This window comes from Niabella drilacis (assembly GCF_900101395.1).
GTDB lineage: Bacteria > Bacteroidota > Bacteroidia > Chitinophagales > Chitinophagaceae > Niabella > Niabella drilacis.
The window spans coordinates 85312-105191 of record NZ_FMZO01000014.1 but is presented as its reverse complement, the minus strand read 5'-3'; the positions used below and the strand labels follow the sequence as shown (position 1 = coordinate 105191).

Below are 19880 nucleotides of genomic sequence, written 5' to 3'. Positions count from 1 at the left end.
TGAACCCGTTTTGCCTGAGAATGATACTGCTTTTTGCCCTCATTTTTTGCTGGTGCCGGCCGGCAGGGTGCCAGGGCATTGTTACAGGGGAAGTCATCGACAGCATAAGCGGTAAACCGGTAGAAGGAGCAAGCATATATTTTAACGGTCTCCAATCCGGAACCACTACAAGCGTCAAAGGTTTTTTTACCATTGAGGTTCCGGTGCAGCCGCAACTGCTGATCATTTCAGCAACAGGATACCAAACCGTTAGCCTGCGTACCAATGAAATTCCGGGAAATGATCATCGCCTGCTGATCAAAATGGCGGCCCGGAATAATGACCTTGATATGGTAACGGTACACGCTTTAACATACAAAGTTGTCAACAGCAGATCCTGGCGAAAGAAATTCACCGACTATTTTATCGGCTCCGGGGAAAATGCCGCGGATTGCTCCATCCTGAATTTTGAAGACATTATCCTGAAAGTAGCTGCCGGCGAAAACCTGCTTAAAGCGCAGGCAGCAAAAACCATAGAGATCGTAAATAACGCACTGGGGTACAAAATTTACTTTGATATGGAGGATTGCGTTATCAATTTTGCGGAGAAAACATTTGTGAATGTTGGGTATGCCCGGTTCGAAGATATCAGTAACGGGAGTCATAAATTCAAAAAGCGAAGGAAAGAGGTCTACTTCGGCTCCCTCCCCCATTTTTTAAAGGCGCTTTACAACAATACGCTTCAGGCAAATGGCTTTGAAGTACGGCACGCCACTGTAAAAGAGAACACGGAACGGGCCCGGGTAAAGCAATTGATGAAAGAGAAAAAAGTCAGGTTAAATATTGCTGCAGAAATGCTCCGGATCGGTGAATCGCCTCCGGACAGCTCCTTATATTATTACCGGGTTTACATAAAAGGAAAAGATAAGGTCATCCAATGTGACAGCAGCCTGCTGAAGGCAGAAGATGTTTTTATTACGGATCTTGAGGTGATGAAGGAGTTGTATTTTGAGCACTATTTAATGGTAACCTATAAGCATAAACGCATTAATAAACTCCGGCAGCCGCTATCGCTTCCCGGGCTGGATCTTAACAGCGATTTTCAAAATGCGCTGCTCTCTTTAAAAGATAATAATAGTGTTTTCATTTTTCCCAATGGCGGTGTCTCTCCTGCCCGGGTTCTTATAACACAGGGGTATTGGAGCAGCGCGGGGGCAATACAAAACCTTCTGCCTTATGATTACGAATGACTGCGGGTCTTATATCAGGAAGTTTGCATTGCTCATAACGGGATGGGCTGTTTGCTGTTTTGGAAAATGCCAGGTTGCACCTGCAGGTATTCCGGAGGGATCTTTAAATGCTTTTGCTAAATTGTATTTACAAACAGACCGCAGTGCCTACCTGGCCGGTGACACCATCTGGGCAAAGGGCTTTTTTACCAATGCAGAAAACAGGAGTGTAACGCCGCAAACCCTGACACTTGAACTGCTGGACCTTAAAGCCGGTAAAAAGATTGTTGCGCAAACTTTTTTGCCTTCCGGGAAAACATTCCCTGCATCCATTGTTTTACCTCCGGGTCTGTCAACGGGCGCCTATATGATCAGGGCTTATTCGCGCAACCTTATACAGGAAAACCGGGCGTTGTTTACAAAGCTGGTAAAGATTTATAGTGTCGGGAGCCGTTTAACGGAGGAGGAGCCGGTTTATGAGAGGGCCCTCCTGTTTTATCCGGAAGGCAGCCGGCTTGTGGAGGGCGTAATGAACAAAGTGGCTTTTAAGTATGCGGATGCATTGGGGGCGCCTTCTGAAATTGCAGGCAAAATAGTGAGCGCATCAGGAGAACAGATCTGCGAATTCAAAAGCAGCCACAATGGAATGGGGTTTTTTAGTTTGGATCCAAAGCCGGGGGCATCTTATTTTGCTATAATTGAGGGGGATCATTCAAACAAAAAGTATCCTTTACCTGCTTCGATAAAAGGAGGGGCTGCCTTAAAGGTGGCAGGAGATAGTACGCGCCTGTCCTTTGCCATCCAGGCACTGGCAGGAAGCGGGGCACAGCCTTCTATCCTGGTGTTGCAGGGAGCAGGCAAAATGCTTTATAGTACAACGTTTAAGACTGGGGAAACCTCCTGTAGCGGTTCCATCGACATAAGCAGGCTTCCTTCGGGTGTTGCAAGACTTGCCTTGTTCAGCAGGGATACCCAGCTATTGGCGGAAAGGCTTTGTTTTATTGATAACAGGGAATATATGGCTTCGGCAAACCTCTCTGTTGCTTTGTTAAGCCGGCAATACCGGGCGGAAAACCTGCTGTCTTTAAACCTGGATGATGCAGCGGCCGGGGCTTTTGCCGTCAGTGTTACTGATGCAGGGTTTGAGGAGCCCGAAAGGGACCGGCAGAATATTTATTCTGCAAACCTCCTGACCTGCTACCTGAAGAACAGGATTTATGATGCCGGTAGCTATTGGGATGAGCTTTATCAGGACCGCAGTGCACTCCTGGACCTGGTGATGCTGACCGGTATCTGGAGTGGTTTAAAATGGGAAGACCGGAAGAACAGCGGTATGCATTCAAAAAAAGGGGAGCCCGGCCTGTCCGGCACCGTTTTTTATAAAGGCACATCCCGGCGCTACATCAATAAGGCGGTTAGCCTGCTGGCCATATCTGAAGCAGACAGCACTTCAAAAACAACGGTGTTCAATACCGATACAGCCGGTTCATTCCGGTTAAGCGGGCTGGATTTTTTGGGGCCAACCCGGCTGTTGTTTGGCGCAGCCACAAAAAAAAGTGATTTTATTGATGTGGTTTTGAACGCAGCAGAGGAAGATACCCTGGCAATAGAATACCCGCGTGTAAGGGCCATCAACAGCCTGTCCAAAAACATGGGCAGATCGCCCTTTGACAGCCTGATACACACCAAGGAGTATATGGAAAATATAACGGTTAGTGCCAGAACAAAAGACCGGATGCAAATGCTGGTACGGAAATATGCTACCGGCCGTTTCAGGGATCTTTATGGCGAGGTATATGAGCTGATCCCTGTTAAAGCAATAGGAAACCTCTTTGACTATTTAAGGATGCAGCAACCGATGGTACGGGTTGAGTTTGACCTCAAGAGTAATCAGTACTACATAAAAGCGAGGAAAAGGGATGGAACGTTTGATCAGGCGGCACTTTATTTAGATGAAGCTCCGGTGCAGAATCAGCTGCAACTGTATGCTGTTGATCCTGCCGATGTTGCTATGATTAAGATTGTAGAAGGCATTGACTTCATCGCAGGCAGAGGGTCTATTCCCTCGGTGGCGATCTATACCAAAAAGGGCCGTGATTTTAAGGCTGCGGGCAACAAATATGATATTGAATATGTGGAGGGTTATGCAAAGGCGCCAGAATTTTATAACCCGGTGTACCGGCAAAAAGATACAGCCGGCCCTGCAGACAGGCGGATCACCTTATACTGGAATCCCCGGGCGGCAACATCGAACCGGGTTCATTTTATTCCCATTCATTTTTATAATACCGACAACACGGTAAAGTTTGCGGTTAAAGCAGCAGGCGTTACGGAAAGCGGCAGGTTGCTGTCCTTTTACAAAACATTATTATAGCGTGATGCTGCATTTGATGGGCCAGGGGTGAAAAACGTTATAGACCCTCATCCATCAACGCAAGATCCGGGTTTTGCAGGCATTATTACTGTGGTACCTTTGTGCGGTAAAGAACAGGGATATGAAAGGTTTACAAGGAAAAAAGAGCTTCTCAGACGTACGTAATAAGAACACCATGCGTCAGCGCCTGGCCGCTACTGAAATGATAGTGCCGGGTAATATACAGCTGGAGCCATGGAGCCCCGGTGATGCGGCAACGCATATCACGTATGAATGTGCCGGGTCGCCTTTTGGGGAGATCCTGGTAGCGGCAACATCAAAGGGTGTTTGCTACCTCGGGTTTACCGGAAATGAGCCGGCGGCTGCGCTCCGGGATCTGAAAAGAAGGTTTCCTTTCAACCCGGTTTCAGAAGGCCGCTCTTTTTTTCAAACAGCGGCGATCCGGCAAATGCATGCCACCCACCACCTGATACCCGTTCGCCTGCATTTGAAGGGAACCCCTTTTCAGCTGCAGATCTGGAAGCAGTTACTGCGGATCCCTTTTGGCGGTCTGACCACCTATGCCCGTTTGGGCGGAAGCACCCGGGCAGCAAGGGCCGCGGGCCATGCCGTAGGCTGTAACCCGGTGGGCTTCCTGTTGCCCTGCCACCGGGTGATCTGCACGGATGGCAGTTTTAACAGATATTTCTGGGGCACTGAACTAAAGGAAAAATTATTGACCTGGGAAGCTGAAACAGCGCAGGATCCGGGTTTTACAGCGCCCCGGTCAGGTGTAGTTTTGAATAAAAATTAAAGACAATGGAAACACAGCAGGAACTCGATTATAACCGTATTGCAGCGGCCATACAGTTTTTTAAGGAGCATTACAAATTACAGCCAACGCTGGAAGATGTGGCAGCACATGTGCACCTGAGCCCGTTTCATTTTCAACGGATGTTCCGGAACTGGGCCGGTGTTACCCCCAAGCAATTCTTACAATACCTGACGGCGGAATATGCCAAAGACATGCTCAGGAGCACCCGGGCCAGCCTTTTTGATGTGGCGTTTGAAACCGGGCTTTCGGGTACGGGCCGGCTGCACGATCTGCTGGTAAAAGTAGAAGGGATGACCCCCGGGGAATATAAGAATGGCGGCGGATCATTACACATCAACTACTCTTTTGCAGACAGTCCCTTTGGCAAAATACTGGTAGCGTCTACTTCCAAGGGTATTTGCCATATGGCATTTGTTGATAAAGGAGAACAGCAGGCGCTGGATGTGCTGAAAGCGGGATTGCCGAATGCCCGCTATGTGCAGGTGGTGGATCTGATCCAACAACAGGCATTATTCGTTTTTTCGCAGGACTGGAGCCGGCTGGAGGAAGTAAAACTTCATTTAAAAGGAACCCGCTTCCAGATAAAAGTATGGGAAACATTATTAAAAGTGCCGTCCGGGGGTTTTACGACCTACGGCGACCTGGCAGCCAATGCCGGCTATCCAGGGGCTTCCCGGGCAGTAGGAACGGCGGTGGGAAACAACCCGGTGGCGATGCTGATCCCCTGCCACCGGGTGATCCGGTCTACCGGTGAAATTGGCGGGTATCACTGGGGCGCGATACGAAAAAATGCCATTATCGGCTGGGAGGCATCCCTGAAAAATACCCGGGAGCAGCCCCGGAGCCCAGCGCATTAAAAATGGTTACAGGAGTACGGAAGCCGGAAGGGCGCTGCTTTTCTACGGTTACCGCATCGTATTGTCCGGGTCAGCACCCTGCGGAGCCCTCTTTGCATTCATCGACAAAACCGTTCCTTTGTCTACGGCCGCGAGGGAATATAAGCGGGGAAACTTAACTTGCAGAAAAATGGCTGGTTGATCATAAAATATCCAATACTAAAGCAATGGTTCTACTGGCTGCTTGCGTTCAGTTTGCTGGTGTTTATTTACAGTACTGCATACGGAAGCTATCATTTGGGCATAACGGTTATCCTGCTGCTGCTGCCGGTGCACATGCTTTATTTTTATGTCATATCCGGCTGGATCATCCCCCGTTTTTACTTCCGTTCCCAATATGTCAAAACCTTTTTGCTGGTCTTGCTTACCATGATCCTGGTTGCCGTTTTGTACCGGGTTGTGGAAGTATTGATCACGGACCCCTATATATTCCGGTTTTATAAATCAAGAGACGCCGGCTTTACCTGGGACAAACTCAACCTGTCGGAATGGGAGCAGTTGAAAGCCCCGGGCGATTTTGCAAATGCCCTTGAGCGCAGCAATACGGTGGTCTGGATCTGCGTAACGCTAAAACTGTTTATTTTATGGCATGAGCGGAAACAGGTGGTGCTCCAGGCAGAGCTGAACTTTTTAAAAGGACAGCTGCATCCCCATTTTCTTTTTAATGCGTTGAACAATCTTTATGCGCTTTCGCTGGACAATGCTCCCCAAACGCCGGGAACGATCCTGGGGCTTTCCAATATATTGCGGTATATGCTTTACGAATGTGCTGCGGAGCAGGTGCTGCTAAAGCGGGACCTTGAGGTGCTGCAGGATTATATTGAGCTTGAAAGGCTGCGCTATGAAGATCGCCTGGAGCTTAATGTATCGGTGAGTGATTGCGCCGGCACTGTGGAAATAGCCCCGCTGCTGATGCTCCCGCTTGTGGAAAATGCCTTTAAGTACGGAGCCGCAGAAACAACGGATACTCCCTGGATCAATATTGAACTGTGCATTTCCGGGGAACAGCTGGTCTTTAAAGTGTCCAATAGCAAACCCGAGCGTTCTTTTACCCATAATCAAAAACCGGCCGGGGCGATCGGGTTATCCAATCTGCGGAAAAGACTGGCATTGTTATACCCCGGAAAGCATAAGCTCCTGTGTTTTGATGAAGGAGATTGTTTCATTGCGGAGCTCCATGTGCAGCTGTCTTCAAAAAACAAAAGATAAACGATGGTGATCCGTACGCTTATAGTGGATGATGAGCCGCATGCGATGGCAATTATAAAGAAATATGCAGCCCATATTCCTGAAATAGTCATTGCCGGAACCTGCAGCAATGCTATAGAGGCGTTCCAGATCATTCGGCAGGATAAAATTGACCTCGTATTCCTGGATATTAAAATGCCCGGTCTTTTGGGCACGGACCTGGTCCGCAGCCTGAAGCGGCCCCCACTGGTCATTTTTACAACAGCTTACCAGGAATATGCGATCGAGGGTTTTGATCTCAATGCGATCGACTATCTTCTTAAGCCGATCCCCCTGAAGCGTTTCCTGCAGGCTATTGATAAAGTGATGCAGTTTTTAAATGGAGCAAACAAAAACAGCGCACAAGCCGGCGAAGAGGAGCTCCCGCCCCCGGCCGACCAGTTTTTATACCTGCGTGTGGAACGGCGTTTAATAAAGGTGAACACCCGGCAGATCCTGTGGATCGAAAGTATCAAAGATTATATAAAAGTAATTACCAGGGAAAAGGTATTTCAAACCAAGCAGAAGATCAGCATAACAGAAAAGCTGCTTCCGATGGGGGCGTTTATGCGCGTTCACCGGTCCTTTATTATTCCCCTCAGTAAAATAGAAGGGTATCATCCCAACCATCTTATGGTTGCCGGAAATAAGATCCCCATCGGCCGTAACTACAAACAGGCCTGTGCCCGGAAATTTGACCCGGAGGCGGGTCCTGCAGATCATACCCGCTAAGGTGAACGGGATCAGCCCCGATACGCTTTGATGCAGCCCCGCCCGGTTTACGGTGCTGGCAGGGGCTGATATTTCCGCTCCTGTTTCAATTAATGAAGCAGCGCTTGCACAGGTGGTTACCACCGGTGCCGGGGCGCCCCCATCATTCCTGTTCGTCTAAGGATATTCCGGGCTGTACCCGTTTTCATATGCCCGGCATTCGGCAATAAAAACCAGCGTATAACGATAAAACCGGATATATATCGACACTGTTTTTGTGTATGCCGGAATCGTCTCAATCTTGCATTTTTCCTGCCAGAAGGCGCAGGCGGATAGAGGGCCCCTACTCTGCCCGGCGCCGGCGGAACAACCAGGAAAGACGCATTCAATTTTAAAAAATAAAACAGGGCATGAACCTTTTTTATAGAAGAGCACCGGCCGGGTCTCCTGTAAAAAAGACCAGCGAACTGCATATTTAAGAATCAAATAAAGAATAAAAAATGGAACGATTAACAACAACCCGGTACCGGGGGTACCAGGGAGGCTATTTTCAAACACTGATTGCGCCGGAGCAAACCGGCGATGCACTGGCACTGCTTGAGCTTACATTGCCAAAGGGAGCCGAGCCACCACCGCATATCCATACCCGGGAGGATGAAGCATTTTATGTGCTCGATGGGGAGATAAGCGTAACCGTTGGGGAGCGCGTAAGCCTCCTGAAACGGGGCGATGCCCTGTTTGCCCCCCGCAATGTGCCCCATTCATTTAAAATACTTACAGAACAGGCAACTCTTATGAACCTGATCACCCCGGGGAACCTATGGAATTATTTTATCGAATTCAGTGAACCGCTCCCGGAAATGCCGGCAGCCGTTGCTGCGCCCGGTGCTCCTCCGGTGGCGCAAATGAAGGCAATGCTGGATGTAATCACCAACGTATATAACGTTAATTTTTTATAACCCTGCAAAAAACAAAAATGAAAATAACAATTTATTCCGCGCTTATAGCGGTATTTGTGCTCACCGCATGCTCACACAAAGAATCCATACGCCCTACCGATTTTAAAGCAGATGAAGCACGTTCTTCTATTGTATGGAAGGGAAGCGCGCCCACCCATTTTCACAGGGGCGCATTTAAAGTAGCCGGTAATCTCAAAACAGATGGGAAAGGGAACATAACAGGTGGCAGCTTCACGATCCCAATTGTCAGCATCAGCAATTTTGATCTGACCAACGAAGCGGAACGGGATGCATTATTGGCTGACCTGAAAAGCCCGCGTTTTTTTAACGTGTTGGTACATCCGGAAGCCAGTTTTCATATCACAAGGATTGAGCCCTACAGCAATGCGGCCTCTCCTGCCAATACGATGATCACCGGTGATTTTACGATGATCGGGCAAACGCACAGCGTTGAAATACCCGTTTTGATAAAAGCAGAAAAGGATAAGATCGCCGCTGAGGGCAGCTTTAAACTAAACCGGCTGCAATGGGGTATGAACAGCTTTAACGACCCCAAAGAAACCCTCTACATTTTGCCCGATGTGGAAATGGATCTGAAACTCTATTTCAAACCCTCCGGTTTATAGGCGGATCCCTGTCCGGCTTTAATGTCTTTTATAAACGCACTAAAAAACATAATACAGATGAAACTTTTTTATTTGCTGCTGATAGCAGGTACCTTATTTACAAAATGCTCAAAAGAGTCAGATCCCGATGACAGCTCCGGGGATGGCACCTGGGGCGAGCAACCGGCCCTGCCCCCGGTAGACGGCCACACCAATTTTACAATTTCGGAAAATGAATACTATGTGAATGTTATGGGCAACACCCTGCCGCGAATGCCGGTCTTCCCGTCCCTGTCAGTAAAAGCGGGCATTGCCAGGGGCTATGTTGCGGATTTAAGCGGCAGGCCCTTAAAAGGAGCACATATTGGGGTGTCCTCATCCATGACCGGCGGGTTTTATTCCAGCGGAAGCGGGCGCACCAATGACAACGGGTATTATGAGTTTGCTATTCCGGCCGGTGCCGCCTATTTTTTTGGCACGGCCACTACGATCAATTATAACGAAACGCCGGCGGTTGTTGCGTTATACCCCGTTGGGGGCACCAGCTCTTTTCCTTCCGGCAACGGCGTGGTCAAAAACTTTGTATTACTCTCCTATGGCCTTGCCAACCCGGATGAGGTGGCACAGCAGCCCAATAATGAAAGTAATTATTACGGGGGGGCGTTGTCGTTTAATTTTAATACAAATGATCCGGATGCGTATTATCAAAACCCCGAATACCTGCCGGCCAACGGTATCATTGAACTGGAGCTGATACCTGTGGGCACGGGGCTTTACGGGGAAACAAGGTCTTTTAAAATTACCAGGCAGATAGGCGCCCATACAGGGTTTGCCATTCATAATATACCGGTAGGTAAATATACAATCAACGCCAGGATGAGCGACGGGCACCCGTTAAAAATGAGTGCAACAGGTACGCAGGCGAATGTTTACCCGCGCCTGGGTCTTAAACCGGATAACGCTACCGGTACCTCCACGGTAACATTTACACCCAATTATCAATATACGCCCGTAATGGTGTCGTCCTTTAGAAGCAACTGGGATGCGCTGGAGATCGGTTTAAAGATGGAATAGCTTTACCCGGAGCAGTTGCCGGCTGCACCTGAAAAAGCCGGCAGGCAGCAGGAGCGCTGTCTGCCGGCTTTATTATAACCAGGAAAAGGCTGTGCAGGGCAGTGGTTGTCTTAATAACCGTTTATTATGGAGTTAAAAGCCTTGTGGTCTATAGTCTTCAGTACCGTCAGATCCGTAAAATAACGGGTTTGCCAGGTTTTTGTTCTTTCGGCCTGCCTGTTTGGGGCAATATCCCAATCTGCATATACCCTGAAGCCGCGTTTACCTTCTTTATCGCCGGTGGTTAGGATCTGCGTTTCAGCTAAAATATGCCTCGGAAACAAAAAGAAGCCGAACCGGTGTTCTTGCCTGGTTGCGATCATATAAAAATCAAAATCATCCATTACGTTAAATGGTTCCGTTTGACCCTTTTGGTTCCGCTTCCATAAGGTTACGAACTGCCCGGTTTTTTTTGGGGTTATTTTTGCTTCCCTGAATTTTATATTCCGGCCGGATAGCCGGAAGCTGCATCCGGAACGGGCTGGATATTCAGGGTCTTCAGCCATGGCTGAGATCACCAGTCCGTTACTTTTTAGTATCAGGGATTCTATCCTGCTTAATGCCTCAATCATATGCTTCCTGTTTTTTACAATACCGGTTCACAAGGGTTCTGTGAAAACCGGATATCCCGGCAATAAAGTTAAGGAGTCCGAAAAAGGGGATCATCAGTGCGCCGGCGCCGGCTGGCCGCATATCGCTTATTTTTGAAATAACGGCCAGTGCCAGGAGGCTTTTAGGAACTCCCTTTTTATCGGTTTGCTGATCGCCGGCGAGACCGTACAGGATCCGCAACGCATTTTCAAAGCCTTCAGATCCGGGGAGCACAACCGTGGTAAATACAACGGGACCCGCTGCTTCGTTTGAAAAGCGATGGGCCTGTCCCTTTTCCACGGTAAGCTTCTGACCTGCTGTAAGATGGAGGGTCCTGCCTTTTAGGGTAAGGGTTAATATGCCTTCTGCCACAACAAATGTTTCGGAAAAGTTTTTATGATAATGCATCGGCGTGCCGCCGCCTGGCATTAAGGTCACCTGCAGGGTGGTAATGCGACCATTGGTTGCCGCAGCCGTTTGCGTAAAGGTTACCTGGTCTTTGATAACGGGATTGATAATTGTTTGATTCATGCTGCAATTTTAGCAGAAAGAAAGGAGGCTTTTTTTGTTTGTCGATAGAGAGGCGGTTCTGTGTACAGACAGCCTGTTTCATCGTCCGGTGCATACGGGATCCCTGCGGAGATGGATCTATTGTTTGAGCACGGAAGAGGCGTGCCGGCCACTTAAAAGAGCACTAAGCAGCCCCGGGCCTTTAGCAGGTCTATCTGGTACCGGGGAACAGGATTTTCACTAAGGTTGACCAGTTCCAGATGCTCCAGCTCCAGCAAAGGAGAAAGATCATCGACCTCGTTACCGGACAGATCCAGTATCCGCAACCGGCCCAGGTAGCTCAGTGCATCTATATACCCGATCCTGTTCTCTGCAACATACAGTTCTTCCAGACAACCAAGTCCTTCCATTCCTTCTAAATTCGTTAATGTGTTGCCGGAGAGGTCCAGCGTAACCAGGTGGCGGCAATAAGCAAGCCCCTCCAGGTTGTCTATGCCGCGGTTTGCCAGCTCCAGCTCGTCGATATCTTCCAGCAGGCAGGATGGCAGGATGATATTTGTTCTCCCATACATACTTTTCTTAAAGAGGGTGTAAAAACTGTTATCATTTTCGCCATAATACAGATCCCTGCCGGCATCGTCTTCGGGCGTGTCCGGGTCACAGGCATCTTCCGGATCCTCCCATACATGCTCCTCCTCCGGAAGGTCCGGATCCCGGTCCTGGCGGGCGGTTGCTGTATCTGCCTCAAACAGGGAGATTATCCTTAGCGCGATCAGGATATGCCGGATATCGTTCATACTATCGCTTTCCAGCGATCGCTGATAGTGGCCCAGCCGGTCCGGATGATACAACATCATCAGCTTTGCCAGCAGCTGACGGCCCTCATAGTGTTCAGGAACACCGATTGCCGATGCCAATGCGCGTAACGGCTCATACTGTTTATGATGATATAGCCGGAGGATCTGTTCGCTGATTTTTGTCAGGTTTTCAGATGTGTACGCGTTTTTAAGCTGCCTGTACAGCGCGTGATCAGTGATCATAACGGATCTTTATGGTATTTTAAGTAATGGGATGCCTCATGGTCTTAAATAAGTGATGCTTTTGGGGCCGGAAGTGATCGGGTCATCCGGTTACGGCCATTTGCCCGAAGCGGTTTACCGGTAAATGATTGCATCGCAAACAGCCCCGGCCAGCGTTATGCCCGGCTGCTTTGAGCGAGATCTGTGCAGCCGTTTAGGTTTACAGTTAACCAAACGCAGGTATGGTGGTCACTGTTGGAACGGGCCAACATCTGCTGCGATCCCGCTGCGGTCATGGAACGATATGTATGTTGAAGCGATCAGGAGCAATTTTTTTCCATAATAATAAGATGCCGGTTAGCGATGTCGAACTGTTCCGTTTCCATCCATCCCAAACGGCGGTACAGGGATGCTGCAGTGTCCGTAAACAGGTGGATTTTTTTGAGCCCCAGCGATCCTGCCTGTTCATGTATGTAGCGGCAAAGGGCTGCGCCGTATCCTTTGCCTCTTTCTGCGGGGATCGTGTATACCTGGGCCAGCCATTTTTTATAAATTTTAAAGCGCGGCGCCCGGTCCACCAGCCCCACATGATCATAGATACCACCGGTAGCAATGGGCAGGCCATCAAGCATCATCAATACCTGGAACTGTCCTGCGGCTGCAGTAATGGACTGCAGTCCTTTTACGGTAGTGTCAACAGGGATTTGCCATTCCGAAAAATACCAGCCGGCGATCTGTTGCAATAGCAGCTGATCGTCCGGCTGTACTATTTTAAATTCAATGCTGTTCATTGTATGTATTAAGGCGGGCCCTCAGTGGTCGTAAAAACCGGTAGCATCCCGCCAGGTAAAGATAGTTATTCAATTTGTTGCAGTGGTTGTGAAGGCGCCCGATTTGGCATTAGCAACGGCCTTTTTGATTTTCCCGGCAGGGGGGATCAGGATTCGTTATAAATTATTTATTCGGTAATTTATCCAGTTCCCCCAGTATATACTTGGAAAACCTGCCTTGCTGAACATTGGCCAACGCTGTACCAATGACGGCGCCTGTTTCCTCGGGGTTTTTATGCAGGTCTTTGGTTTCTAAAAACTTTAATAGATCCAAAGCAAGCTGAACATTGGTTACGGGGCCTAATCTAAACTGCAGATCTTTTTTTCGGGCAGGCTCCCTGGCTATATTTATACAATGCAGATTCAGCTGGTGAAAATATACCTGTTTTGCCGGAACTTCAAAGGTTACTTTTTCTGATAAAAGGCCATTTTGTTTCTTAATATCTGTTGAAATAAAAATGAGCCCGGGAGGTAAGGTTACATTGATCGGCGCTGAAGTCGTGTTTCTAAAATTGACACAAAGGGTAACCTTACCATCCAGGCCAAGTCCCGATACCCGTTCCATACCATATTCTCTGCGTGTACATTCACTTTCTTCTTCATATTCTTCGGGTGCTACTTTAGCCTGAACAAGCTCAATTCCCTGAGGAAAGTGAAGCGCAGTGCCTTCCGGATCTGCTACCGAGCTTCCCCAGCCTTTATAGACGTTTGAAGTACTATTGTTCTCTTTTTCTGTCCCGGTTTTTTTACAGGCAGCAATAATTAAGGGCGCTGATACAAGGAATAGTAATGTTTTTAATAACAGTTTGTTTGTTTTTTTCATGATTGATGGTTTGTTTTAACGGGAAGCAAAGTTATCCGCCGGGCTCTTCTTGTACAATAATTGTCGACCAATGTGCTACTAAAGGCGACATACAACGACATGCATTGATTTAGTTGGGGGCTTGCTGTTCAACGTATCTGTTTTTAATGCTGATCATTCTGAGGGCATTCGATATCATTCCGATAAATATCGGAATACGAATCATTGAATAACAAACAATAAAACAACCTTTCACTGCCTTGCTATCTGTGATCTTTGTGTGCGGCAGTATTTTCCGGCGCTTGCGGCAGCACCTTGGGAAAAAGGATGGCGCAGGGGATGCAAAAAAAAATATATTTTCGATTGCCCGTTAACCGGCATATCAACAACAAACCGTATAATGATGAAATGTTTTCTTTATGTTTTTTTGATGCTGGCCACACCGGCATTTTCCCAGAAACAGGTGCGGGTAGCCTGTGTTGGCAACAGCATTACATTTGGCGCTGGAATTGAGAACCGGGCCCGCGACAGCTATCCTGCACAATTGCAGACAATGCTGGGAAGCGCCTACCATATTATGAATTTCGGAAGCAACGGTGCCACGCTTTTGAAAAACGGTAATAATCCTTACTGGAAAACCCAAGCCTGCAGGCAGGCGCTGGAAAGTGCACCGGATATCGTTATTATTAAACTGGGCACCAATGATAGCAAACGGGTGAACCGCTCTTTTTACGGAGAATTTGTCAATGACTACAAAGCGCTGATCCGGTCGTTTGCAGAACTGCCTTCACACCCAAGGATCCTGCTGCTTTTGCCGGTTCCTTCGTTTGTTGAAGACAGCAATGCCATTTACGACCCCGTTATCGAAAAACAGATCACGCCCATGATCCGGCAGGCAGCATTGGATACGCACACAGAACTCATATACCTGCGCCCGCTTTTTATTGAAAAGCGGCAGCTGTTCCCTGATAGGATCCACCCTAATGTTGAAGGCGCCCGGATAATAGCGCAACGTGTATATGAAGCCATCCGCACGCCACAACCGGATCCGGAATTTGACCTGTTCAGGAATCTGAAAAGGCAGCTGGGTACTGCATTTGACACCACCGGCCAGGCGCTGAGCTCTTTTTACGGGTTTGAATGTGTTTCTTTTAGGTATGCAGGGCGCCCCTGCAAAGTGGTGCGGCCTAAAGTGACAGCCGGAAACCGGCCCTGGGTATGGCGGGCGCGGTTTTGGGGGCATGAGCCGCAAACGGATATCTTTTTGCTGGAGCGGGGGTTCCATATTGTGTACTGTGATGTAGCGGAGCTGTTTGGTAACGCAGAAGCTATAGCTGCCTGGAACCGGTTTTACAAACTGTTGCAAACCGGTGGATTGGCAAAAAGGGCAGTGATGGAGGGCATGAGCAGGGGCGGGGTATACGTTTATAACTGGGCGCTGTCCAACCCGGGGAAAATAGCGGGGGTATATGCCGATGCCCCGGTGCTCGATTTAAAAAGCTGGCCGGGAGGAAAGGGTGCCGGCCCGGGGGATAAAGCCTCCTGGGAAATTTTTAAACAGGATTATAAACTATCCGATGCGCAGGCAGATCAGTTTGTAAACAGTCCGCTGGATCATGCGGGGAAAATAGCCCGGCTGGGGTTCCCGATGCTGCACGTGGTTGGCGATGCCGATGAAGTTGTTCCTGTTGCAGAAAATACAACACCGTTTGAACAAAGGATTAAGAAAGCCGGAGGAAAGATTAAAGTGATACATAAAGCCGGCGTTGGACATCATCCGCACAGCTTAACGGATCCAACACCGATTGTTGATTTTATCCTGGATGCCGTACATTTTCCCAGACCATAAAAGTGGGATCCCGTGATATGCTCATCGCAGACTTTGCGTATTCGTTGCGCCCGTTACGGTTAGAAGCGGGCCCGTGAGCAGTACAGAACAGGACAGTGGGGAAAAAATAGTGCGCTAAATTCACGCCGGATATTCAATAACAAATGTTTGCATAATGTATAACGATTGATGGCCTGTGCCCGCAAGGGCGTAAATGGTACAAAACGTACCGGCTCAGATATATAAAGAAGGAACATTTCAACTTCAACATATAAAAGCATAATTTAAAAATTGTATAGGTATGAAAGGAATCATGGTTTGCCTGTCGGTAGGTTTATTTACGGGTAGTTTGCAGGCACAGCAGCAGCCGTTAAATATCATTCCGCAGCCGGCATCTGTTCAGTTAAAAAAGGGATCGGTAAAACTGGAGCGGGATGCTGCCATTTATATGGATCGCAATGTGCAGATCGATACGGCGTATTGGGATGCGGTTCTTACAGAGATCGGTCTTCAGCCCCGGTGGGTAAGTACACCGCAAAAGGCCCGGGTCCGTTTTGCACTTAATACAGGAGCCAATGATCCTAAAGACGAGTCCTACAGGCTGGAACTACGTTCCGGAAACGCTCAAAGCCCGGCGGTTAGTGTGCAGGCCAATGGCAGCAAAGGATTGCTATATGCATTGCAAACCCTGCGGCAGCTGGGTCAGGAGCCACAGGCCGATGGGGTATCCTTCCCCGCCTGTGTGATTGCCGATAAGCCGGCGTTTCCCTGGAGGGCCTATATGCTGGATGAAAGCCGTAATTTTCACGGAAAGGAAATGGTAAAACGACTGCTGGATGAAATGGCCCGTTTAAAGCTGAACACCTTCCACTGGCATTTGGTAGATGACCCTGCCTGGCGAATCGAAATTAAAAAGTATCCCCTGCTTACCCGGATCGGGTCAAGAGGGAACTATGGGCATATGGTGCATTTCCAAAATTCCGAAAGCCGCCTGGACAGCCTGTTCCTGGATCCTCCTGCACAATTTTATTTTCAAAAAGATATCAAAGAGATCATTGCTTATGCGCATGCAAGAGGCATTGCGGTGATCCCTGAAATTGAAGTGCCGGCCCATGCTTCTGCCTCTATTTTTGCTTATCCCTGGCTGGGGGCCAGCAGCAAGCAAACCGGTAAGCCGGTGCACTATGACCTGTATGATGTTACGGATCCTAAAGTAGAGCAATTTTTGCATGATGTACTGGACGAAGTGATCGCACTGTTTCCGGATGGGATCATTCATATAGGAGGCGATGAGGCTGATTACCGGCACTGGAAAGATTCAAAGCCCATCAATGATTTTATGAAGGCGCATTCCCTGCCTACATACTCCGACCTGCAGGTATGGGCCATCAACCGCATGTCGCAGTACATCGCTTCAAAGGGATACCGCATGATCGGGTGGAACGAGATCACCGGCGATAACATCCGGGAGGAAGCACATGTGCAGGCCGGCCAGTCGGAGCGGCTTGCAAAAGGTACGATCGTACAGTTCTGGGATGGGAATGTGCAGCTGGTAAACAAGGCCATTGCCCAGGGATATGATGTGGTAAACTCCGACAGGCATTTTACCTACCTGGATTATTCCTATGAAACCACGCCGCTTGAAAAGACGTATATGTTTAACCCCATACCGGAAGGGGTAACCGGCGCGGATCGGAAAAAGATACTGGGGATCGGCTGCCAGATGTGGGGCGAGTCTACCCCAACCAGCGAGCGGATCTACTACCAGACCTTTCCGCGTATTGCGGCTTCTGCAGAAGTGGGATGGATCCCCTATGATACAAAAAAATCTTACGGCGATTTCCGGAAAAGACTGGCTCCTCTTGAAAAAATATGGACGGAGAAAGGTTATATCCAGTATCAAAAAGGAAAGTACTGATGCCGTTAGCCCGAAAGCTGTGGCTGCTGGCCTGTTTGCTTTGCTGGCACCCTGCAACAGGTCAGCAATCGGCAGGAGCTACAGTTGTCCTGTATAACCAGGTGTTTGACACCGCGGGCCAATACCCGGAGCTGGTATGGCCGGATGCCCGGTATACGGCAAACGGCATACAGATGCGCGTAAAAGGACAGCTGGCAAGACTGAATAAATATTACTCTCTTGCAACGCGCCTCGTCCGCTACCGGGTTCGTTTTTCGGCGGATGCCAGGGCGGTTTTTCAAAGCGACCAGGGCGATTTTAAAGCCTTTGTGGATATGACCCGCAAAACGATCAGTATTCAGACCAACCCGGTAACCCGGAAAACCGTACCGTTCCTGGATCCGGGGCACGACTATCTGGTGGAAGTGCACCGGAACTACCAGACCGTAATGCTCCGGCTGACCGATCTGTATACCGGCGCTGCCGACAGTATTGCTGCAACAACCGATGGCACCGGTGGAGTACGGGCCGGGGCGGTGGGCCCTGGTTTTTTTGCAGGACTTCAGCACGATTATTATTGTTTTGGTTTAGCTGAAGGATCGGAGATCTGTGTTCAGCAGATGACCGTGCTTTCAAATGAATGTGACCTGTTGCTGCTGATCTATGGCGATTCCATAACGGAGCCGGAAGGCTATTTCCCCAGGGCTGATTTCGCCCATTCGTGGACCCAGCTCATCCGGGGGCAGGCTCACGGAAAAGTGATGGCCAGCGGCCGGGGAGGAACGACTATTAATGAATTGCTGGATCGGATCAAAAATGAACTGCCCTTTATAAAGGCCAAATATGTAATGGTTACCATTGGTACGAATGGGGGCAATACGGAGCAAAACCTTAGCGCCCTGGTGGAATATATAAAGTTGCAGGGCGCCATACCCATTCTTAATAATATTCCCGCCAATGAAAGCGGCAGCCAGGTGCCGGTGAATGCGCTTATTGAAAAGGTCCGTCAGCGATATCGGATCAAAGGCGCCCGGTTTGATAAAGCAACCTCGGTAGGATTTGATGGTGCTGTGGTAGATAAAACCACCATGTGGCATGAAGACTATGATTTTGGCCAGATCTATCATCATCCGAACGCAAAAGGCTCACGGCTGATGTTTCTGCAAACATTAACGGATATACCTGAAATTTATGAATAAGGCAGGATGGTGGTTAGGCCTTTGCGGGCTGCTGATGCCTTTATCGGCTAGGGCTCAGAAAAATACCGCCCCTGGATACCAGGTGCGGCAGGTGGCCAATGGTAAGGTCTATATCATTACGCAAACCGATGCGCATTACACATTTGATTCAGCCCGGTACGCGGTTTTTATCCCCGATAGTGTATCCGGTCTGCAGGGTATTTTTGTGCATCAGCACGGCTGTACTATGGAGGGGCGGGGAATTGCTACGGCTTTTGATCTGCAATACCAGGCATTTGCAAAAAAATGGAACCTGGCCATCGTAGGTCCCGACCTTTACTCCGCTAAAGGCAACTGCCATGACTGGAGAAACCCCGGATCCGGATCGGGCCCGGCGCTCATCAAAGCGCTTGCGGCCATTGGGAAGGCCTCCGGGCATAAGGAGCTGGCAGCGCTGCCCTGGCTGCTATGGGGCCATTCCGGCGGCGGTTACTGGGCTTTGTCCATGTTAAGGGAATATCCCAAAAGGATATTGGCGGTGTTTGGATATTCACCGGCATTTGAGCCGGGGGCCTACCCGCCTGCCGCATTGGAGGTGCCGGTAATGATGCGGCATGCGGGGCCGGCAGGCGATGCCTGCTGCTGGCAAACATCCATAAGGGAATTTGGTAAACTGCGCTCCCGGGGCGGGTATGCCAGCATTGCCTGTACCCCTTACCAGAGCCACAATTACAGTTATGTCCGGTATATAGCCATCCCGTTCTATGAAGCGGTGCTGCGGCAAAGGCTTCCGTCCGCACCGGGAGCCGGGTATGCAGCCATGAGGCCCGCGGACCGGTCCCAGGCATGGCTGGGCGATACGGTATCTTACAATATATACCCGGCGCAGCGTTTCCCGGGTAATAAGCGGAATGCGGCCTGGTTCCCCGATTCGGCAACCGCTGCCAAATGGAGGGAATATGTGATCACCGGCACCGTTATCGATCATACACCGCCCCCGGCTCCCAACCATGTGAGGGGAGTGCAGGTACAGGGTGATGCTATAATGCTGAGCTGGCAAGCAGATGCAGACATAGAATCCGGTATCAGCCATTTTAATATTTATAGGAATGACCAGCTGATCGGCCGTTTTCCGGAAACCGGTACCTGTCAGAACTTTGATACCAACGGCGATGATGCTTACCCGCGTGAGCTGCCTGCACTGCAGATCGGCATCCCTCATTCAGGCGCATCCTCCTCAACGATCTCCGTAAGTACCGTGAACCTTTTTGGATTAGAGTCGGCAAGAACGGTGTTGCCGTAACAGTCCGCCGGCTAC

18 protein-coding genes are annotated in these 19880 nt (G+C 49.3%); 13 read left to right on the top strand and 5 right to left on the bottom strand.

Annotation, left to right across the window (positions count from 1 at the left end; all coding sequences use genetic code 11):
* Positions 1 to 20 precede the first annotated feature (20 nt).
* The 9 genes from BLS44_RS20285 to BLS44_RS20240 all read left to right on the top strand — a co-directional run bounded on the left by BLS44_RS20285 (position 21) and on the right by BLS44_RS20240 (position 9868).
* Positions 21 to 1229: a carboxypeptidase-like regulatory domain-containing protein gene (locus BLS44_RS20285; RefSeq protein WP_176954495.1), complete on the top strand. Its 1209-nt coding sequence runs from the start codon at positions 21 to 23 to the stop codon at positions 1227 to 1229.
* Positions 1216 to 3582 (top strand): hypothetical protein, encoded by a 2367-nt coding sequence (locus BLS44_RS20280; protein ID WP_090392064.1) that lies wholly within the window; start codon positions 1216 to 1218, stop codon positions 3580 to 3582. The genes BLS44_RS20285 and BLS44_RS20280 overlap by 14 nt, the downstream gene beginning before the upstream one ends.
* Before the next feature lie 121 nt (positions 3583 to 3703).
* Entirely contained in the window at positions 3704 to 4375 is a 672-nt protein-coding gene (locus tag BLS44_RS20275) for a methylated-DNA--[protein]-cysteine S-methyltransferase (RefSeq protein WP_090392063.1), read from the top strand.
* Positions 4376 to 4380: 5 nt separating this feature from the next.
* A complete protein-coding gene (locus BLS44_RS20270; RefSeq protein WP_090392062.1) occupies positions 4381 to 5253 on the top strand; it encodes a methylated-DNA--[protein]-cysteine S-methyltransferase in 873 nt (290 codons plus the stop codon).
* A gap of 177 nt (positions 5254 to 5430) precedes the next feature.
* Positions 5431 to 6501 (top strand): sensor histidine kinase, encoded by a 1071-nt coding sequence (locus BLS44_RS20265; protein ID WP_090392090.1) that lies wholly within the window; start codon positions 5431 to 5433, stop codon positions 6499 to 6501.
* 3 nt (positions 6502 to 6504) lie between these two features.
* Positions 6505 to 7251: a LytR/AlgR family response regulator transcription factor gene (locus BLS44_RS20260; RefSeq protein WP_090392061.1), complete on the top strand. Its 747-nt coding sequence runs from the start codon at positions 6505 to 6507 to the stop codon at positions 7249 to 7251.
* A gap of 479 nt (positions 7252 to 7730) precedes the next feature.
* A complete protein-coding gene (locus tag BLS44_RS20250) occupies positions 7731 to 8189 on the top strand; it encodes a cupin domain-containing protein (RefSeq protein ID WP_090392059.1) in 459 nt (152 codons plus the stop codon).
* Between the two features lie 17 nt (positions 8190 to 8206).
* A complete protein-coding gene (locus BLS44_RS20245; RefSeq protein ID WP_090392058.1) occupies positions 8207 to 8815 on the top strand; it encodes a YceI family protein in 609 nt (202 codons plus the stop codon).
* 57 nt (positions 8816 to 8872) lie between these two features.
* Positions 8873 to 9868, top strand: coding sequence for a carboxypeptidase-like regulatory domain-containing protein (locus BLS44_RS20240; RefSeq protein WP_143019865.1), 996 nt, complete (start codon positions 8873 to 8875; stop codon positions 9866 to 9868).
* Between the two features lie 110 nt (positions 9869 to 9978).
* Here BLS44_RS20240 and BLS44_RS20235 read toward each other — a convergent pair whose 3' ends face one another.
* From BLS44_RS20235 to BLS44_RS20215, 5 genes are all read right to left on the bottom strand, one after another.
* Positions 9979 to 10479 carry a MepB family protein gene (locus BLS44_RS20235; RefSeq protein WP_090392056.1) on the bottom strand — a complete coding sequence of 167 codons (501 nt, stop codon included), beginning with the start codon at positions 10477 to 10479 and terminating at the stop codon, positions 9979 to 9981.
* On the bottom strand, positions 10472 to 11029 hold the full coding sequence (locus BLS44_RS20230; protein ID WP_090392055.1) for a cupin domain-containing protein: 558 nt from the start codon (positions 11027 to 11029) through the stop codon (positions 10472 to 10474). The genes BLS44_RS20235 and BLS44_RS20230 overlap by 8 nt, the downstream gene beginning before the upstream one ends.
* A gap of 152 nt (positions 11030 to 11181) precedes the next feature.
* Positions 11182 to 12048 (bottom strand): leucine-rich repeat domain-containing protein, encoded by an 867-nt coding sequence (locus BLS44_RS20225; RefSeq protein WP_090392054.1) that lies wholly within the window; start codon positions 12046 to 12048, stop codon positions 11182 to 11184.
* Positions 12049 to 12347: 299 nt separating this feature from the next.
* Positions 12348 to 12818 (bottom strand): GNAT family N-acetyltransferase, encoded by a 471-nt coding sequence (locus tag BLS44_RS20220; protein WP_090392053.1) that lies wholly within the window; start codon positions 12816 to 12818, stop codon positions 12348 to 12350.
* Between the two features lie 163 nt (positions 12819 to 12981).
* On the bottom strand, positions 12982 to 13680 hold the full coding sequence (locus tag BLS44_RS20215) for a hypothetical protein (protein WP_090392052.1): 699 nt from the start codon (positions 13678 to 13680) through the stop codon (positions 12982 to 12984).
* Between the two features lie 379 nt (positions 13681 to 14059).
* Here BLS44_RS20215 and BLS44_RS20210 point away from each other — a divergent pair, with 379 nt between their 5' ends.
* The 4 genes from BLS44_RS20210 (at position 14060) to BLS44_RS20195 (ending at position 19865) form a co-directional block, all read left to right on the top strand.
* Positions 14060 to 15508 carry a GDSL-type esterase/lipase family protein gene (locus BLS44_RS20210; protein WP_218127793.1) on the top strand — a complete coding sequence of 483 codons (1449 nt, stop codon included), beginning with the start codon at positions 14060 to 14062 and terminating at the stop codon, positions 15506 to 15508.
* A gap of 280 nt (positions 15509 to 15788) precedes the next feature.
* Complete coding sequence (locus BLS44_RS20205) at positions 15789 to 17405, top strand: beta-N-acetylhexosaminidase (RefSeq protein WP_090392051.1); 1617 nt, start codon at positions 15789 to 15791, stop codon at positions 17403 to 17405.
* Complete coding sequence (locus BLS44_RS20200; protein WP_090392050.1) at positions 17405 to 18583, top strand: SGNH/GDSL hydrolase family protein; 1179 nt, start codon at positions 17405 to 17407, stop codon at positions 18581 to 18583. The genes BLS44_RS20205 and BLS44_RS20200 overlap by 1 nt, the downstream gene beginning before the upstream one ends.
* Positions 18576 to 19865: an alpha/beta hydrolase gene (locus BLS44_RS20195; protein WP_090392049.1), complete on the top strand. Its 1290-nt coding sequence runs from the start codon at positions 18576 to 18578 to the stop codon at positions 19863 to 19865. Before BLS44_RS20200 ends, BLS44_RS20195 begins: the two co-directional genes overlap by 8 nt.
* Positions 19866 to 19880: the final 15 nt, after the last annotated feature.

Bases quoted from the DNA above. Each gene is read 5' to 3' on its own strand.
- BLS44_RS20195 (WP_090392049.1), top strand. From the start codon at position 18,576: ATGAATAAGGCAGGATGGTGGTTAGGCCTTTGCGGGCTGCTGATGCCT.
- BLS44_RS20275 (WP_090392063.1), top strand. From the start codon at position 3,704: ATGAAAGGTTTACAAGGAAAAAAGAGCTTCTCAGACGTACGTAATAAG.
- BLS44_RS20230 (WP_090392055.1), bottom strand. From the start codon at position 11,029: ATGAATCAAACAATTATCAATCCCGTTATCAAAGACCAGGTAACCTTT.
- BLS44_RS20235 (WP_090392056.1), bottom strand. From the start codon at position 10,479: ATGATTGAGGCATTAAGCAGGATAGAATCCCTGATACTAAAAAGTAAC.
- BLS44_RS20215 (WP_090392052.1), bottom strand. From the start codon at position 13,680: ATGAAAAAAACAAACAAACTGTTATTAAAAACATTACTATTCCTTGTA.
- BLS44_RS20225 (WP_090392054.1), bottom strand. From the start codon at position 12,048: ATGATCACTGATCACGCGCTGTACAGGCAGCTTAAAAACGCGTACACA.
- BLS44_RS20200 (WP_090392050.1), top strand. From the start codon at position 17,405: ATGCCGTTAGCCCGAAAGCTGTGGCTGCTGGCCTGTTTGCTTTGCTGG.
- BLS44_RS20210 (WP_218127793.1), top strand. From the start codon at position 14,060: ATGATGAAATGTTTTCTTTATGTTTTTTTGATGCTGGCCACACCGGCA.
- BLS44_RS20220 (WP_090392053.1), bottom strand. From the start codon at position 12,818: ATGAACAGCATTGAATTTAAAATAGTACAGCCGGACGATCAGCTGCTA.
- BLS44_RS20245 (WP_090392058.1), top strand. From the start codon at position 8,207: ATGAAAATAACAATTTATTCCGCGCTTATAGCGGTATTTGTGCTCACC.
- BLS44_RS20250 (WP_090392059.1), top strand. From the start codon at position 7,731: ATGGAACGATTAACAACAACCCGGTACCGGGGGTACCAGGGAGGCTAT.
- BLS44_RS20240 (WP_143019865.1), top strand. From the start codon at position 8,873: ATGAAACTTTTTTATTTGCTGCTGATAGCAGGTACCTTATTTACAAAA.
- BLS44_RS20280 (WP_090392064.1), top strand. From the start codon at position 1,216: ATGATTACGAATGACTGCGGGTCTTATATCAGGAAGTTTGCATTGCTC.
- BLS44_RS20270 (WP_090392062.1), top strand. From the start codon at position 4,381: ATGGAAACACAGCAGGAACTCGATTATAACCGTATTGCAGCGGCCATA.
- BLS44_RS20205 (WP_090392051.1), top strand. From the start codon at position 15,789: ATGAAAGGAATCATGGTTTGCCTGTCGGTAGGTTTATTTACGGGTAGT.
- BLS44_RS20285 (WP_176954495.1), top strand. From the start codon at position 21: ATGATACTGCTTTTTGCCCTCATTTTTTGCTGGTGCCGGCCGGCAGGG.
- BLS44_RS20260 (WP_090392061.1), top strand. From the start codon at position 6,505: ATGGTGATCCGTACGCTTATAGTGGATGATGAGCCGCATGCGATGGCA.